This window comes from Reichenbachiella sp. (assembly GCF_039944555.1).
GTDB lineage: Bacteria > Bacteroidota > Bacteroidia > Cytophagales > Cyclobacteriaceae > Reichenbachiella.
Genome location: NZ_JBDUYN010000014.1, coordinates 36,412 through 52,636, shown reverse-complemented (window position 1 = coordinate 52,636; position 16,225 = coordinate 36,412). Strand labels below are relative to the sequence as shown.

At 40.8% G+C, this 16,225-nt stretch carries 13 protein-coding genes; 7 read left to right on the top strand and 6 right to left on the bottom strand.

Annotated features, from left to right (window positions below; translation table 11 throughout):
* Positions 1 to 70: 70 nt before the first annotated feature.
* Both ABJD64_RS21180 and ABJD64_RS21175 read left to right on the top strand, forming a co-directional pair.
* The gene (locus ABJD64_RS21180) at positions 71 to 403 is read left to right on the top strand and encodes a helix-turn-helix transcriptional regulator (RefSeq protein ID WP_348176333.1); all 333 of its coding nucleotides are present in this window, start codon (positions 71 to 73) and stop codon (positions 401 to 403) included.
* On the top strand, positions 403 to 3,090 hold the full coding sequence (locus ABJD64_RS21175; RefSeq protein WP_348176331.1) for an ABC transporter permease: 2,688 nt from the start codon (positions 403 to 405) through the stop codon (positions 3,088 to 3,090). The genes ABJD64_RS21180 and ABJD64_RS21175 overlap by 1 nt, the downstream gene beginning before the upstream one ends.
* Before the next feature lie 35 nt (positions 3,091 to 3,125).
* Here ABJD64_RS21175 and ABJD64_RS21170 read toward each other — a convergent pair whose 3' ends face one another.
* From ABJD64_RS21170 to ABJD64_RS21160, 3 genes are all read right to left on the bottom strand, one after another.
* A complete protein-coding gene (locus ABJD64_RS21170; protein WP_348176328.1) occupies positions 3,126 to 3,956 on the bottom strand; it encodes a sulfurtransferase in 831 nt (276 codons plus the stop codon).
* A gap of 6 nt (positions 3,957 to 3,962) precedes the next feature.
* On the bottom strand, positions 3,963 to 4,622 hold the full coding sequence (locus tag ABJD64_RS21165) for a DinB family protein (RefSeq protein ID WP_348176325.1): 660 nt from the start codon (positions 4,620 to 4,622) through the stop codon (positions 3,963 to 3,965).
* A gap of 176 nt (positions 4,623 to 4,798) precedes the next feature.
* Positions 4,799 to 5,152: a T9SS type A sorting domain-containing protein gene (locus ABJD64_RS21160; protein ID WP_348176322.1), complete on the bottom strand. Its 354-nt coding sequence runs from the start codon at positions 5,150 to 5,152 to the stop codon at positions 4,799 to 4,801.
* Positions 5,153 to 5,309: 157 nt separating this feature from the next.
* Here ABJD64_RS21160 and ABJD64_RS21155 point away from each other — a divergent pair, with 157 nt between their 5' ends.
* From ABJD64_RS21155 to ABJD64_RS21135, 5 genes are all read left to right on the top strand, one after another.
* On the top strand, positions 5,310 to 5,837 hold the full coding sequence (locus ABJD64_RS21155; RefSeq protein WP_348176319.1) for a sigma-70 family RNA polymerase sigma factor: 528 nt from the start codon (positions 5,310 to 5,312) through the stop codon (positions 5,835 to 5,837).
* 51 nt (positions 5,838 to 5,888) lie between these two features.
* On the top strand, positions 5,889 to 6,809 hold the full coding sequence (locus tag ABJD64_RS21150) for a FecR domain-containing protein (protein ID WP_348176316.1): 921 nt from the start codon (positions 5,889 to 5,891) through the stop codon (positions 6,807 to 6,809).
* A 17-nt stretch (positions 6,810 to 6,826) separates the two neighbouring features.
* On the top strand, positions 6,827 to 9,361 hold the full coding sequence (locus tag ABJD64_RS21145) for a TonB-dependent receptor plug domain-containing protein (RefSeq protein ID WP_348176314.1): 2,535 nt from the start codon (positions 6,827 to 6,829) through the stop codon (positions 9,359 to 9,361).
* Positions 9,362 to 9,631: 270 nt separating this feature from the next.
* A complete protein-coding gene (locus ABJD64_RS21140) occupies positions 9,632 to 10,354 on the top strand; it encodes a DNA alkylation repair protein (protein WP_348176311.1) in 723 nt (240 codons plus the stop codon).
* On the top strand, positions 10,338 to 11,240 hold the full coding sequence (locus ABJD64_RS21135) for a radical SAM protein (protein ID WP_348176309.1): 903 nt from the start codon (positions 10,338 to 10,340) through the stop codon (positions 11,238 to 11,240). Before ABJD64_RS21140 ends, ABJD64_RS21135 begins: the two co-directional genes overlap by 17 nt.
* Here the strand turns inward: ABJD64_RS21135 and ABJD64_RS21130 are convergent.
* The 3 genes from ABJD64_RS21130 to ABJD64_RS21120 are packed head-to-tail and all read right to left on the bottom strand — an operon-like array spanning position 11,227 to position 16,222.
* Positions 11,227 to 13,116, bottom strand: coding sequence for an amidophosphoribosyltransferase (locus ABJD64_RS21130; protein WP_348176306.1), 1,890 nt, complete (start codon positions 13,114 to 13,116; stop codon positions 11,227 to 11,229). The two genes, ABJD64_RS21135 and ABJD64_RS21130, sit on opposite strands and share 14 nt — an antisense overlap.
* A gap of 8 nt (positions 13,117 to 13,124) precedes the next feature.
* Positions 13,125 to 14,594 (bottom strand): NADH-quinone oxidoreductase subunit N, encoded by a 1,470-nt coding sequence (locus tag ABJD64_RS21125; protein ID WP_348176304.1) that lies wholly within the window; start codon positions 14,592 to 14,594, stop codon positions 13,125 to 13,127.
* Positions 14,591 to 16,222, bottom strand: a complete 1,632-nt coding sequence (locus ABJD64_RS21120; RefSeq protein WP_348176301.1) for an NADH-quinone oxidoreductase subunit M — start codon at positions 16,220 to 16,222, stop codon at positions 14,591 to 14,593. Before ABJD64_RS21120 ends, ABJD64_RS21125 begins: the two co-directional genes overlap by 4 nt.
* Positions 16,223 to 16,225: the final 3 nt, after the last annotated feature.

Here is a 16,225-nt window from a genome sequence, read left to right as displayed (position 1 = left end):
TACTTGTACAAAAACACAACTAATTATTGGCATTTGTTGTATACTTGTACAACAAACTACAAACAGAACTATGAAAGGTGAACATTTGGGCGAACTGGAAGAATTGGTTTTGCTAACTATAGGCTCTCTCTACGAAGAAGCTTATGCGGTAGCTATTCTTGAAGAAATCAAAAAGAACACCAATCGACAAATGGATGTAACTGCCGTCCACTCTGTTCTTCGCAGATTGGAAAAAAAAGGATTTACAAAATCCGAAATGGGAGGAGCTACGACCGAACGAGGCGGTAGAAGAAAGCGCTTTTTTGTATTGACGCAAGTTGGAAGAAAAGTACTGGACGACACAATGGAATTGCGACTGTCGCTTTATAACAAAATGCCTAAACTGGCTTTTGCCGGAGTATAATGAATAGACAACCGCCCCGATGGGCCGATCGATTTTTAGCCTGGTTCTGTGCTCCCGATTTACTTGAGGACTTACAAGGTGATCTCTATGAAATCTTTGAACAGCAATGCAACGGAGGCCATCCAACCAAGGCCAAATATCTGTATATCTGGTTGGTGTTTCGCTCATTTCGTCTTTCAGCATTAAAACAAAATCAAAAACTCAAAAACTCATTTTTTACCATGACTAGAAATAATTTAAAAATCGCCATCCGAGTGCTGTGGAGAGACAAATTCAACAGTGCCATCAATTTACTCGGTCTCACGCTGGGCATCACTTGCTTTTTACTCTTGGGCCTGTATGTAAAGCAGGAAGTCAGTTATGACCAACATCATTCGAAGAAAGATCAGATTTACCGAACCTGGCTCAAAGAAGACTACGGAGATGGTCGGGAGTTTTTCAATTCTCATACGCCGTTGCGCTTCGAAGCCCTTCTGGAAGATAACTTTCCGGAAGTCGAACGCGTCGTTCAATATCTTGAAAACCACTTTCTGATCGGTCGGACCGAAAACCGCATAGAGGAGAAAGTAGCAGTTATTAGCCCGGATTTCTTCGAAGTCTTTGATTTCACTTTTCCGAGAGGAGACAAGAACAACCCTCTCCCATCTCGGGACGATTTGATCATCTCTCAATCGTATGCTAAAAAATATTTTGGGGACATCGATCCGCTAGGCAAAACATTAGCAGTTCATATCGATTCTCTGGCCAGAGACTATACCGTCACAGCCATTTTTGAAGATATTCCTAAAGAGTCCAGTATCCAATTTGATCTGGCTATATCTACAGAAAACAGTCGTCGAATATTCAGTGAACGTACTTTTACTGGTTGGTTTCATGTGATTGCAGAGACCTATGTCTTGTTCCATAAAAACACACAAATTTCTTCAGTTGATGCCAAAATGCAAGATGTGGTTATGGCACAGATGGGTGACGCCACCTATGGCAATAAAGAGATGCAACGAGATCAATACAATATTGGATTTCAGCCTTTGACTGACATTCATTTGAACCCGAATATACCACTTGGGTATGCGCCGGTAAGCAATCCTCAATATGTTATGATACTCGGAGCAATCGGGTTACTCGTACTTGTGATGGCCTGCGTGAACTATACTACTTTGTCTGCTGGACAATCACTTAGGCGTTCGAAAGAGGTTGGCATGCGCAAAGTACTTGGTGCCGCCAGAAGGACACTGGTATACCAATATTTAAGCGAAAGTTTGGTGTTAGCTGTCATTGCAATGGGTATTGGTGTTACACTTACATTTTTCTTAATTCCAACATTCAATGCCCTAACAGGTACTGAGATTTTCTTTCAATTTGAATGGTTGCACATAGGAATCTATTTATTGATTGGTTTGTTCATTGGTTTAATTGCCGGATCCTATCCGGCCCTAATCATATCGGCTTTTAAAACTATTCACATACTCAATGGCAGCAATCAATCAACAGGCAAACTAGCAGCAAGAAAAGGCCTTGTGATATTACAGTTTCTAGTGGCTGTATTTCTAATCAGCACCGTTTTGATCATGCGCCAACAAATCAACTATCTGATGGACAAAGATCTTGGCTATGAATATAACGCAACAGTATCTGCCCAACTTCCAATAGCCTCTGATAGCCGTGGTATGCGCGATGCCCTCAACTCAGGCATGGCGAACGGAGAATTGCTGAAATCACAATTAGAAAAATATCCTGAGATATCAGAGATAGCCATGGGCAGCCATGTTTTTGGAACCAATGGCTGGGTACACGCGGCTTTTAATGATAAAAATGGCGATTTCAAGTGGTTTCGACTGCTGGTGGTCGATTCTGAATACCTGCCTAGTTTTAATATTGAAACACTCGAAGGCAGAACATTTGAAAGGGATAACGGATTAGATCAACGTCAATCGGTAGTGCTGAACGAAACCGCTGTAGAATACCTCGGTTTAGAAAATCCAGTAGGTGGCAAATTACCAGGAGCTGAATTTGGAGAGCATCAAATCATAGGCGTGGTCAAAGATTTTCATTACTCTTCTCTTCACACCCAAGTAGAGCCTTTGATTATTGTTCAGAACCCGATGCTAGTTTTTCAGGGAGTGTCTGATGTAGACATTACCGACTCCCCGAGGCCAAAGATTGTTTTCACTTATACAGGATCCAATTTACATGGGGCAGTTGAAATTCTCCAAAAAGAATGGGAGACTACTTTTCCCAACGAAGCCTGGAATTATGAATTCGTAGATGAAAAAATACGATCTCAATATGAAAGTGAGGCTCGCCTCAATAAATTGATTGTGATTGCTACTGTACTGTCTATGCTCATTGCTGGCCTGGGACTATTCGGACTCATTATGCTGGTAGCCAACAGCAAAATAAAAGAGATTGGTATTCGAAAAGTGATGGGTGCATCGCCTTTTGCTATTTTCAGCCTCTTGGTCAAAGGTTTTGCTTTGCAGTTGTTAATTGCAATCACACTTTCAATACCCCTTACAGTTAGTCTGATCAATCAGTGGTTAGAAAATTTCGCCTATCGTGTAGATATCAATGCAACTCCTTTTTTGTTAAGTGCTGCAGCTACCTTAATTATTGCAGTGTTAGTCATTGGCTATCATTCGATGCGAGCATCAAAAGTGAACCCCATAGATTCATTGAGGGTTGAATGAAACAGGCAATGGCCCGGTGGCAAGTACTGCCGGGCCTACTTGTCGATGGGTAACCCTTCTGTAGAAGCCCACTGAGTCCAGGAACCATCGAATACTGACTTTGTATTCTTGATGACCTGTTCGGATGCTAAGAGTACAATACACGCCGTAACACCGGAACCACAAGAGAAAATCAGTGGCCGAACTCCTAAGTCATGTTCTTCAAAAAGTGCGGTTAACTCGGTTTTTGATTTGTACTTGCCATTTCTCAAAACCGTTTCATATGGGATGTTAATTGATTTTGGAATATGCCCACTTCCTAAACCCTTTCTAGGTTCAGGCGCTAGCCCATTAAATCTTTCTTGAGATCTGGCATCTATCAAAATTGAGTCTTTAGTATGCAGATTCTTGGCTATATCTGTCAGGCTTTTCACTGACCTCATGCTAAAATTGGCGCTAAAATCTCCAGGGACGAATGCCTTGTTTTTAAAAGATTCAGTTTCATATTCTTCCGCTATCCAGGCTGGAAGTCCTCCATCCAGAATCGCTATTTGCTCATGTCCCATGGCGCGAAACATCCACCAAACTCTCGGACTAGTATATATACCTAGATGATCATAAACGATGATTTTACTAGAATTATTGATGCCCAACTTTCTACACTCTCGCTCAAATTGTCTTATGGACGGAAGCATATGTGGCAAGTCAGTTTCGGGATCACTAAATGAATTTTTTAAGTCAAAAATCCTGGTTCCCGGTATACCTACTCCATCAAATGTTGCTGTTAGCCCTGCTTGATTCCCCGCTGGACTGGCATCAAGAATAATTAAATTAGGATCATCAAGGTTTTTCTTTAACCATTCCGAACGGACAATAGATTCTCGCATACTCCTTTAATTCGGATAGTTAGTGTCCTTTTTGATTACCCTGATCTGCGTCAAATGCCGATCTGTGTGTGCGATTCCTGTTAGCAGCAGTTGGTGCAAATCTCGAACCTGACCAATTTTCAGATCTTCAATTGATTTTCCGTCCACGGGTGTTCGATAGGTGAATTGCTTTCTCAAATCAATATCAGTTTGTTCTACAAACTTGGTCAGTTCTCCTCTGGCTCTAAAAAATGCCTTTTTACCTTCTTGTTGTGAGCAGAATCTACCCAAAGGTTCAAGATACCATTGCGCAATACCTTTGGTTGCATCTGTGGCATATTTTGAAAAATAATCGTCCTTTCCTCTTGTAATTTGCCTCAGTTCAAGCATTCGAGGACCATTAACTGTGACAGATATTTCCCTATAGTGTAACTGATTTTGCATTTCCAAATGCTCTACTATCTCAGCTATTGACCAGCGAGTGTCATCTTCTTTGAAGTTCCATTGAGCATCAGTCAATCCATCAATTTCTTTTTTCAATTCGGCGGTAGTTCTCTTGAGTTCTGAAATGATGAGTTGTTTATCCGTATTCGTCCACCATCGTACTTCAACAGTTTCTTTCTCATAGGGTGAGTTACAGGAATATAAGAAGAGAAAAAAAACAACAAAATTGACGGCATCTTTCATCTATTCAAAATTAATCATTGTATGTATTAATTCAATAAACGAGAAGAGCCTGGTTCGAGACTACGAAATGAAATATTAACTTTTTAAGATTCAAGAAGTAAACCAGCTGCCGGAAAACTTATTTCTCACAGCAAATCCTACCGGCAGACTGGTCCTACTCATCAAATCATCTATAACTACTGTACTACTATTTTATGCGTAATTTCTTTATCTCCTTGTCTAAAGAAAACCACGTAAACTCCTTTTTTCCAGGTACCCACATAAATAGAAAGCTGCGTGAATTTTTCATTGACATAATAGACCGTGTGACCTGATAAATCAAAAACCTCTAATTGGGAAATACTGCCGTCAAACTGTAGTTGTTTAACGTTAAGATATTTCGAAGTCGGGTTTGGGTATATATCAATAAGTAAATCCGTGGCCTGAACAGTTCCATTGATGTGGAATTCATTTCCAAAGTCGTTCGACGCAATGGTTTGTCCGGTTGTTACCATCAAACCAATCAACAGTCCATAAGTTATCTTTTTCATATGCAAGTACGATTTGCTTTCTATATATACTACGGTTCAACTCTCATTTACCCCACTTTCGTATAAGTCTTTATTTCAAATCATTCAAAATTTATGCCTAATTTATTCACCTCTGTGTTAAGCTGATTATATTTGAAAACCACTTGTTAGCTAAATTATGGATAAGCTTTCTGTTTGTGAAGAACAGGCATTTACTACTTTGCATCAAACGCATGCTACATCTCTTAGAAACTTCCTGTTTTATCGATTTGGAAGTCTCGAAAAAGCAAAAGACTGTGCTCAAGAGGCCTTTGTTAGGCTTTGGAACAATTGCAGCAAGGTAGCCTTCGACAAAGCCAAAAGTTTTTTATTCACTACTGCCAATCGGATCTTTCTTGACGACACAGCGCACCAAAAGGTGATACTTAAATTTGAAAGAAGAAGCGATACCAGAGAAGCTCAGTCTGAAACCAATCCGGAATTTCTCTATCAGGTCGATGAATTTAAGGGGCAGTTGGAAACCGTAGTATCCAACCTTCCCGAAAAGCAACGGGCTGTTTTTTTAATGAGTAGAATCGATAAAATGAAAAATCAGGAAATTGCCGATGCATTGGGGATTTCTGTAAAGACAGTCGAAAAACATATTACTTCTTCATTAAAATCCATTAAGGCTGATCTGGACGAACTAAATCATTTTTCAATCTAGGTAGGGTAAATTAAGATTTGACCGTCGTACCATTAGAGAAACTAAAATATCATGGAAAATAATCATACCGATAAGGATGCGATACTTGCTCAGTGGCTGAATGGAGATATTTCTGCAGAAGAAGCAAAAAAGCACCTGTCTGATGATGAATTCCTAAAGTACCAACAGATTATCGGAGAGGTGGATGAATGGATTCCTGATACCGACACGCAAATATTTGACCCTCAAGAAGTACTGAACAGCAAAAAAGAGGGAAAAGTGATCAAACTCGTTAGTTGGAAATATGCTTCTGTAGCCGCAGCAATAGTCTTAGCCATTTTTGTAGGACAGTCACTCTGGCAATCACTATCCATGATCGAACATCAAACCGCCTTTGGAGAAACCAAATCGATTGACCTTCCAGATGGGACCTCTACTATAATATTGAGTGCCAATTCAGAAGTGAGTTGGAAAAAGAGTGACTGGCGAAAAGGAAAAAGAAGAATCTCACTAAAGGGAAAGGCCTACATAGAAGTTCCTGAAAAAGGTAGTTTTGATGTAGTCACACAGGAAGGAACTGTATCCGTACTTGGTACCCGATTCGTTGTACATCAAATCGAACAGGCGCTACATGCCGTTTGCTATGAAGGCCGTGTTCGAGCGACTTCTAAAGACAACAAAACCATAGAATTGAGTAAAGGAGAGTCCAGTTTGTTTTTCGAAGGTATATGGAATCCAAAAAAATTATTCAACATTGACTATCCGGAATGGATCAAAGATCATATCACTTTTGATAATGCGCCTTTGAAACTAGTGATTGACGAGTTGGCGTCCAATTATGGCTTAACTATAGAGATTGGCAGCATCAATCTGGCGAGAAGGTTTACTGGCTCCATTCCCAAAGACAATTTAAGCCAGTCACTGAAAATCATCTTCCCTACCCTGGGAATCACCTACCGCCTTGAGGACAATACCCTATATTTGTCGGAATAAGCTGAGAAAAATTGAACATGCGATATTTATTTTTAATCACATTGTTGTGTACAGGGATTGGTCTATTGAAGGCACAACAAATGAGTTCTTTTCAAAAGGCACTTCATCACTATGAAAGTGAGCTCGATATCAAATTTTCATATGACCCCTCGCTAATAGAACGTATTTTAGGGGATTTTGAGAGGACTCAATCCTTGGAAGCATTTATCAGCCTGGCGGAAACCTCTCTCCCCATCCAGGTTTTGAAAATCAGTAAGGACTACTATACAGTAGCGGTTATCGAAAGTCAATATTCGCTTACTCTGACGGACTCATTAGAGTCCTCCGCCATAAAGCCGCCGTTCTTTGTTTTGATCAACTCTAACCCAATTGATATCGAGATAGCCAATGATAAAGCACTGTTTTCTTACAAGCCCTCCTTGTCTGATACTATCATCGCCTATGCACCTGGATATGCAAAGCGCTTAATGCCGGTGGATCAGCTCATCAGTAAAAAAGACCTCTCCTTACAATTAATGACTCAGACCTATCTATTGAATGATGTGTTGATTGAAGATTACATTACCAAGGGCATCAACATGGACCCCACGAGTCAGAAAATTACGATTGACTTAAAGAACCTGCCCTTATTACCTGGTGAAACTGATGGAGATATTTTTGCTTCGCTGGCAGCTTTACCAGGCATCGCCACTCCAGATGGCAGACCTGGCAATTTGTTCATCAGAGGCACCTCAGTAGATCAGTCCTTAATTTTATTTGACAATATCCCTATCTATCACAGAGGGCATTATTATGGTACTATTTCTCCCTATAACCCAAAGGTGGTAGACCATGTCGAAGTATATAGGAGCGGATACCACCCACGGATGGGTGGTCGTGTTGGTGGAGCCATATTTGTTAATTCTGACACAGAAGTGATAAACAAACCTCAGTACGGCGTGGGCATGAATACCTTGTATGCAATGGTCTATGGTAAAACTCCGATTGCCAATAACAAAATTGGTCTAACCTTAGGTGCAAGACACTCTTATCCTACTGCGGTAAAGTCGCCAAAGCTGAATGCCATCTCTGAATCAGTTTATGCTGCAACTGGCCTGGCTGACGATGAAGGGAATATTCTGGCCTATCCTGACGTGACCTTCCAAGATTATCACGTCAAACTCATTGTCAATCCGCATACAAAACATAAAATTTCAGTTTCAGGAATTTACAGTAATACGAATCTACGTTATAAATCTCCGGTTGCATTAGCCAATGACATTGAAAGTACAGATTTCGAAAACTTTGGCATCAACACCGAATGGGAGTATCAGATAAACGAGTCCTGGTCTTCCACTCTTATCAATACTTACAGCAAGTATGGTTATAACAATAATTCCGAAGCGCCAACGATAACTTTTTTTGCTGTAAACGATTTAACTGATTACAATTCGAGATTTGAGATAGCGAATTCTGGCGTGAATACTCATGGCATTCAGTTAGGTTTGGATTACAAATGGCAGTCTACCGGACTCAATTATAAAAATTTAATACAACTTAACGAACCACCTATAGAATTTGCGAGTATTCAACGTGCACATACTTTCTCACCGTATGCCAATATTGAATGGTTAGGTTTTGAGAACTGGTTTTTGCAATTAGGACTAAGGGGCACTTACTACAGTCCAAAAAGCTCATTCCAATGGTCTCCAAGACTAGCTGCTAACTTCAGCGCTACTTCCTGGCTCAACTTAAAAGCAACTGCAGGATTGTATCATCAATTTTTAAGTCAAGTGAAAAATTTAGAATTTGGAAACGGGGGGTTTGATAATGAGCTTTGGATGCTGGCGGGAGAAATGAATGGAAATATCATTTCTGGTGAGCAATATATGGCAGGGTTCATGATCAATAGCAACAGCTGGCTCTTAGATATTGAAGGTTATTATAAAACTGCAAATGGAGTGACGTATTATGAAGACAGAAGATTCAATGATGCGTCCGGCTATTTTACGGCTGACGATTTAATATATGGTATTGATACCTATCTAAAAAAGGGAGTGGGCGAATACACTTCTGTCTGGGCAGGCTATTCCTACAGTAATTCAAAGATTACACTGGACACTACCAATCTCACAACCTATAAATCCAAATACGTACAACCACACACGGCCTATATAGGTACTGCCTATCAAAAGGATCGATGGAAATTTTCAGCTACTTGGAAATTTGGATCTGGCCTGAATGCCAAATCCCTCGAAATAGCTTTTGCTCAGGTCATTTACGAACGCGCACAAGCAAATAGAGCGCCAGGAAGCCCTCAAGCCCCAGACCCTTTTGCAGACCTACCCGAGAGGTATCCAAATATTCATTCCCTGGACTTATCGGCCTCTTACAAAATTCCCTGCACGGATAAAAGACCTTGGTCTGCCTCTTTTGGTCTCTCAGTCATCAACGTTTACGATCGGAACAATTTGATTGACAGGGCTTTCAGAGGCAATCCACCACCACCTAGATTTATTGACAGAAGAGCATTAGGCTTTGCGCCTAATTTGATGGTTACCATTGAGTGGTAATTTCATTTTTTGCTTCTTTAAATCAGCCGCCACTCGTTCTAAATAATCCCTTCCAGATGGGTACTTTCTTTGTTGTGCCTCAGCTTTAAGTATTAATGATCATATTCCGCTGTCGCAACCTACAACAGCAATAGCATTAGGTCATCGTGCACAATGCCGTAGCATGAGGCAAAAAAGAGGGTTGAATAAATTCAACCCAAAACTTACTGACATAGGGCTGTCAGTACGCTTGATTAGTTTCGCATAGAATTTCTAGATTTAGCCTATAATATGAAAACCATCACCAAGAAAGGAGTGATCAAAGACGAATTGAACAGCTGTCTTGCCATTTATGACTCTGAAAATCCTGAAAAATTTGTGAAAATTCTGGATAGTCGAATTTTAAAGGCCAAGGTCAAATTTCCATTATTGGAATATTGTGCTACTGAAATGTATGCAGCTATTCCCGAGAGCCTACATATTATGATCTGTGACCGGATTTCAAGTCTAAGAACCATAGGTGGAAACGTACTCCTTGGAATTCTGCTACAAAAACGACTTCAAGGTCACTTTGAGCAATCATTAGACAAAGCTGCCGAGTATATGGTAGCTGGTGAAGAATGGTATGTAACAGACATCATTGGAGAGCGTGTCTATGGATGGTCCCTGCTGAACAACCCGAAAAAAACGTTAGCTCGGTTTGATCAGATGCGAAATCACAAAAGTCATTGGGTGGTCCGTGCTATTGGCACTGGAACTCATTATGCTATCAAAAAAGGCCTAGATAGTAAAAATGCAGAGCAAGCATTTTTACTATTACTTTCTCTGGGAACGGCTAAGCATCATCATATTAAAACCGGAATAGGTTGGGCTGCAAAAACCACCGCTAAGTTTCACCCTGACATCATTGCCAGATATGCCAATCAAATAGAGGATAAGCGTATGGTGGGTCAGTGGTTTAGAACAAAAGTAAAAATCGGTTTAAAACGGGGCGACTATGCCAAAATTCATTGAGGCCAAAACCATATTGAATAAGACCAGACGAAGAGACCCTTGGTTCCTTGATGAGTACACGATCAATCCATACAGTGCCTGCTCTTTCAATTGCCTCTTTTGTTATATCCGGGGAAGCAAGTATGGCACTCAGATGGAAAATTCGCTGTCGATAAAAACTAACGCTGTCGAATTATTAAAAAAACAACTCACTTTAAGAGCTAAAAAGAATCAGTATGGAATTATTGTAATCTCTTCGGCTACGGACCCCTACTTGAAGATCGAAGCCGAACAAAAACTCACTCACGGATTATTAGAAGTAATTCTTGAGCATCAGTTTCCAGTTCACATGATTACCAGGTCGAATCTTATTACTAGGGATATTGACCTCCTTCAAGAAATAAATAATGAGGCCATCCTTCCTGATGATTTAAAAGGTAAATTGAAAGGCGGTACAATTATCTCCTTTTCATTTTCAACCCTACAAGATGACGTAGCCAACATATTTGAACCGGGAGCTACTCCTCCGTCTGTGAGATTAAAAGCTATGTCAGAGATCAAGACTTCCGGACTGACCACTGGAGTCAGTCTGATGCCCCTGTTGCCCTATATCTCAGATACAAGTGAGCAACTCGATTTGTTTTTCAGTACGTTTAAACAAATTGGTGTTGATTATATACTACCCGCAACCCTTGCGCTGTATGGAACTAACAGAGCCGATAGCAAACCTCTGGTTATGTGGGCAATCAAAAAACATTACCCACATCTTGTTGAGAAATATCAGAAATTCTTTAGTGCCTCCGATGAAATGCCCCTTTACTACCGACATGCCTTTGATAAGAAAATGGAAGCACTCAGCAGAGAATATACTTTAAGGAATACAATTGTACCTCTTAATAAGCTCTGACGGTTACTCCCTTCATGTAGTTGACGAATGCCTTATTTACTACCCTATTTCCACCAGTAGTTGGGAAATTACCTGTAAAGTACCAATCCCCCTCATGATCCGGGCAGGCTTTGTGCAGGTTATCAACTGATTGAAAAATCACTTCCAACTCTGCTTTCATACCCTCAGGTCTTACTATTTCTGTAATCTTTGCGGATATCTGATCTGCTGTAAAAGGATCATACAATTCCTGAACATAATTCGGTGCAGAGGCATTTCCAATGGCTTCTTCGCATTTACCAAGAACTTCCTCCAGCAAATATGATTTATCGTGCTCTTCCAGCAATTCAAGCACTGCACGGAAAGCAACAAAGTCTTTCATCTTACTCATGTCTATACCATAGCAATCAGGAAATCTTATCTGCGGTGCCGAAGATACAATCACGACTTTCTTAGGTTCTAAGCGATCGAGTAAAGTCAGAATACTCTTTTCAAGCGTGGTTCCCCGAACAATAGAATCATCAATAATAACCAGATTGTCTACGCCCTTGTTCACCACTTCGTACGTTGTATCATATACGTTTGCAACCAGTTCATCACGTGAGGCATCATCTGCAATAAACGTCCTGAGTTTCGCATCTTTGATCACCATCTTTTCTACACGAGGCCTAAAGGAAAGTACATCCTCAATATCCCCTGTATGTGGTTTACCTTCAATGATGATTTCCTTTCGTTTTTCAATCAGATACTCATCCAAGCCACTCATCAGACCCAAAAAGGACGTTTCTGCCGTATTAGGAATAAATGAAAAGATGGTGTTTTTCAGGTCAAAATTGACGGATTGAAGGACCTTGGGCACCAATAATTCGCCTAATTTTTTTCTTTCTCTGTAGATATCCGGATCAGAACTACGAGAAAAATATATTCTCTCGAAACTGCATGACTTCTTTGGAAGCATTTCAATAAACTGCTCCTCTTTGTAGGATCCATCCTGCTGAATAATCAGCGCATGGCCGGGAGTAATCTCCTTGATTTCATCGTAGGCGCAATTGGTTGCTGTCTTAATCGCTGGCTTTTCTGAGGCTACTATGACAACCTCATCATCGGCATAGTAATAGGCAGGACGAATGCCTGCAGGGTCACGTGCAACAAAAGAAGCACCATGCCCAATCAGCCCAGCCATCGCATATCCTCCATCAAAATCACGACAAGACTTTTTCAGAATATTGATGACCGAAAGTTCTTCTTCAATTTTTTTTGTAATCTCCTTGTTGGAAAACTTAAACTTATGCCTATCAAAAATCTCTTGATTTTCCTCATCGAGAAAGTGACCTATTTTTTCCATCACGGTCACTGTATCAGTTTTTTCCTTTGGGTTCTGACCCAAACCAATTAGAATGTCAAAGAGCTCATCTACATTGGTCATATTGAAGTTTCCTGCCACGACCAAGTTTTTACTCCTCCAGTTGTTCTGGCGTAAAAATGGGTGACAGCTCTCTATACTGTTTTTGCCGTGCGTACCGTATCTCAGGTGGCCTAGCCAGACCTCTCCGGTAAATCCGTAATTTTTTTTCAGCCACTCCTCATCATGAAATTTTTCTTGCCCTCCTTCTTTCAGGGCCTTCCCAAATTTCTTGCCTACTTTGTCAAAAATCCTTTCCAATGAGTTGGTATCAATCGACCGATAGCGACTGATGTATCTGTATCCAGGTTCAAGCCCCAGCTTGATATTGGCTATACCTGCTCCATCCTGACCTCTGTTCTGCATCTTCTTCATTAAGAGCAAAAGCTTATTGGCGCCGTAGAGGGGCGTGTTGTACTTGTCAATATAATATTGAAGGGGTTTTCTCAAACGGAGGTGCGCTATCCCGCACTCGTGTTTAATAGGGTCGCTCATATCACTTATTAAAGTGCAAAGTTAAACTGATTTAATACGTTCAGCAATAGGTCGGCTTTAAAGAATGATAATAAAACAATGAACACGACGACAGCTACAATAGTGCCGTCTTTTAATGAAAATTTAATATTTTTTTCTGACTCACTTGGATAAACAAACATGTAATAAGGAATCTTTAGATAGAAAAACAGCGATATGGCTGTGTTTAGAAGGCCTAACCCAAATAACCATATCAAATATTGATACCCCTCACTTTGATAATATTCCCATAGCGCAGTAAACATCAACAACTTGGCCGTGAATCCCCCAGTGGGTGGCAGTCCGGCCAATGCGATCATAATGACTACCACGAACACGCCCAGCCATGGCGATTTTCTTCCAAGGCCAGCTAAATCTTTGATTTCCTCAAATCCGGCTTTCTGAAAAAGATCTATCAAATAGAAAGCTCCCAAATTCATAACGGCATAAACAATGGCATAAAAAAGCATGGCCTGCAGGCCAAAAGAGTCGCCTACAATTAGTCCTATAATCAGCATGCCAGAGTGCGCTATAGAAGAATAGGCCATCATGCGTTTGGCATTGGACTGATTTAGAGCCGAAAGATTTCCGACAAACATGCTAACTATGGCCAGTCCCGAAAATATCATTTTCCAATCGAAGTCAATCGCATTCAGCTGAGTGGTAGATACAAACTGAGCAAAGAAAATAAGTACTGCCACTTTCGGAACAATAGAAATATAGGCTACTACTGGCGTTGGACCCGCTTCGTATGCATCCGGCGACCAGATATGCATAGGTGCCAATGCCAGCTTGAACCAAATTCCGATAAAAAACAACATCAAAGCCAGCGGCAACCACAAACCTGATGATTGTCCATTGGAGATTAAATCCCCAATTGCGATTAAGTCGAGGCTTCCTGCCAATCCATACATGAGTGACATCCCGTACAACATCAGCCCACTGGCCATGGCTCCAAAAAGCAAATATTTGATGCCTGCCTCAAAGCCTTTTCTATCAAAATTGAAGTTGATCAGGATGTATGAAGTAATGGAAATTAATTCCAACGTTAAATAGAATAACAAAAGGTTATTGACCTGAATCAGAAGCATCGCTCCCAACAATATCATCAGGAGCAAAAAGTGATATTCCCCCCTTTTTAGCAAATCCTCCCCTTTTGGAAAAAGTAGCACAAAACCAGTAACGACAATAAAGAATGGCTTGGCCAAACCGACAACCGGAGTTATTGAAATAAGGCCACCAAAATATTCACCGGATACGGAAGAATAAGAAACTGCCAAAGAAATCAGCCCGAGTAAAAATAAGGAAAAGGTCACTTTAGTAGCACCGGCCTTATCTTTAAATATGAGTTGGAGAATAATCAGGATAAAACTCCCAACAATCAATGTGGCCTCCGGTAGCAATACTCCGAAATCACCAATGATGGCTTGTATCTGCTCGTTCAGTGAACTCATACTCATCTTACCGCAGCGTTTATAAGCTCAAGATTTTGATGGCCTTGTGTATTCACATATTCTACAAATCCCATGACAGTCTCATTGGCCAGATCAAGCAACAATCCAGGGAAAATTCCAAAAAACAAAGCCAGTATTACCAATGGAATGATCATAATCAATTCGCGGGCATTTAAATCTGGCAATTGCCAGCTTTCTTCTCTCACCCAAAATTTTCCAAAAAACATACGTTGAATAGTCCACAGGAAATAAGCAGCTCCGAGCACCAGACCCAAAAGACCAAGTACTGGCATAAAAGTATCGACAACTGATCCGTTGATGGCACCATCAAATGCACCAATCAGTACCAGAAACTCTGCAATGAAACCAGAGAAACCTGGCAGTCCGAGTGCAGCAAAAAAGGACAGAATCACCGCTACACAAAATAGTGGCATTTTACCAGCCAGTCCGCTGTAATTGGCTATCATTCGATCTCCTGTTCTGTCATATAGTACGCCAGACATCAGGAATAACAAGGCAGAGATAATACCGTGACTAAACATTTGAAACAACGCGCCAGCATTACCCTCCACGGTTAACGAAGCCATGCCCAACATCACAAATCCCATGTGCGAGACAGAAGAGTAGGCAATTAATCTTTTTAAGTCAGCTTGTGCCATAGCTACAAATGCTGCGTAGATGATGGCGATCACACCGAATAACGCAATCCACCAACCATATTCGATGGCTCCATCAGGAAATATGGTGTAGCCTATTCGATAAAAACCATAACCTCCGATCTTTAGGAGGATACCTGCCAAAACAACTGAGATTGGGGTCGGCGCTTCTACATGTGCATCTGGCAACCAAGTGTGAACAGGTACAGCAGGTAGCTTGATCGCAAATCCGACAATCAGTAATATAAATGCCCATGCTCTATAGGTCAACCCTAGTAATTGCCCATCAAAATCCAGTGCTAATAATGAGCCTGGTAGGTAATTCTCCGGATTCATCATTTTCATAATATCGAAGGTGTGTACAGTAGAGTCAGGACCCTGAACCACCGACAAACTCAATCCGATCATCACCATCAATATCAACAAGGATCCTATCAGCGTATAGATAAAGAACTTGATAGAAGCATATGCCCTTCTTTTACCTCCCCAGATACCAATCAGGAAATACATGGGCAAAAGCATAAACTCAAAAAAGAGGTAGAAAAGAAAGAAATCGAGTGCAACAAAGCAGCCGATAACGCTTGTACTCAGCACCATGTAGAGCAAGAAATAACCTTGTACATTCTTTTTAATGTTCCAGGAAGAAATCACGCCGATAAATAGCACTATGGCAGACAAGAGTACCAAAGCCAGGCTCAATCCATCTACGCCTACATAATATTGTATCAATAGGCTACCGAACGAACCTACATTTAAATTGATCCAGTCCAGTTGTTTTGTAAACTGCAGACTATCAGCTCCATACCCTGCTATTCCCTGATTGAAAGAAAAGACCAAAACAAGAGAAAGAATAGTGACGATGCCTAAAGCTCCAAGGGCCACCCATTTATACAAATGTCCTTGTGATTGCGGTATTGTGAGCATCACCACCGCAGCGATGAGAGGTACAAAGACCAACCAGGAAAGTAAATGATCCATTAC

Coding starts and splice junctions, on each gene's coding strand:
- ABJD64_RS21180 (WP_348176333.1), top strand. CDS start 71: ATGAAAGGTGAACATTTGGGCGAACTGGAAGAATTGGTTTTGCTAACT.
- ABJD64_RS21175 (WP_348176331.1), top strand. CDS start 403: ATGAATAGACAACCGCCCCGATGGGCCGATCGATTTTTAGCCTGGTTC.
- ABJD64_RS21170 (WP_348176328.1), bottom strand. CDS start 3,956: ATGCGAGAATCTATTGTCCGTTCGGAATGGTTAAAGAAAAACCTTGAT.
- ABJD64_RS21165 (WP_348176325.1), bottom strand. CDS start 4,622: ATGAAAGATGCCGTCAATTTTGTTGTTTTTTTTCTCTTCTTATATTCC.
- ABJD64_RS21160 (WP_348176322.1), bottom strand. CDS start 5,152: ATGAAAAAGATAACTTATGGACTGTTGATTGGTTTGATGGTAACAACC.
- ABJD64_RS21155 (WP_348176319.1), top strand. CDS start 5,310: ATGGATAAGCTTTCTGTTTGTGAAGAACAGGCATTTACTACTTTGCAT.
- ABJD64_RS21150 (WP_348176316.1), top strand. CDS start 5,889: ATGGAAAATAATCATACCGATAAGGATGCGATACTTGCTCAGTGGCTG.
- ABJD64_RS21145 (WP_348176314.1), top strand. CDS start 6,827: ATGCGATATTTATTTTTAATCACATTGTTGTGTACAGGGATTGGTCTA.
- ABJD64_RS21140 (WP_348176311.1), top strand. CDS start 9,632: ATGAAAACCATCACCAAGAAAGGAGTGATCAAAGACGAATTGAACAGC.
- ABJD64_RS21135 (WP_348176309.1), top strand. CDS start 10,338: ATGCCAAAATTCATTGAGGCCAAAACCATATTGAATAAGACCAGACGA.
- ABJD64_RS21130 (WP_348176306.1), bottom strand. CDS start 13,116: ATGAGCGACCCTATTAAACACGAGTGCGGGATAGCGCACCTCCGTTTG.
- ABJD64_RS21125 (WP_348176304.1), bottom strand. CDS start 14,594: ATGAGTATGAGTTCACTGAACGAGCAGATACAAGCCATCATTGGTGAT.
- ABJD64_RS21120 (WP_348176301.1), bottom strand. CDS start 16,222: ATGGATCATTTACTTTCCTGGTTGGTCTTTGTACCTCTCATCGCTGCG.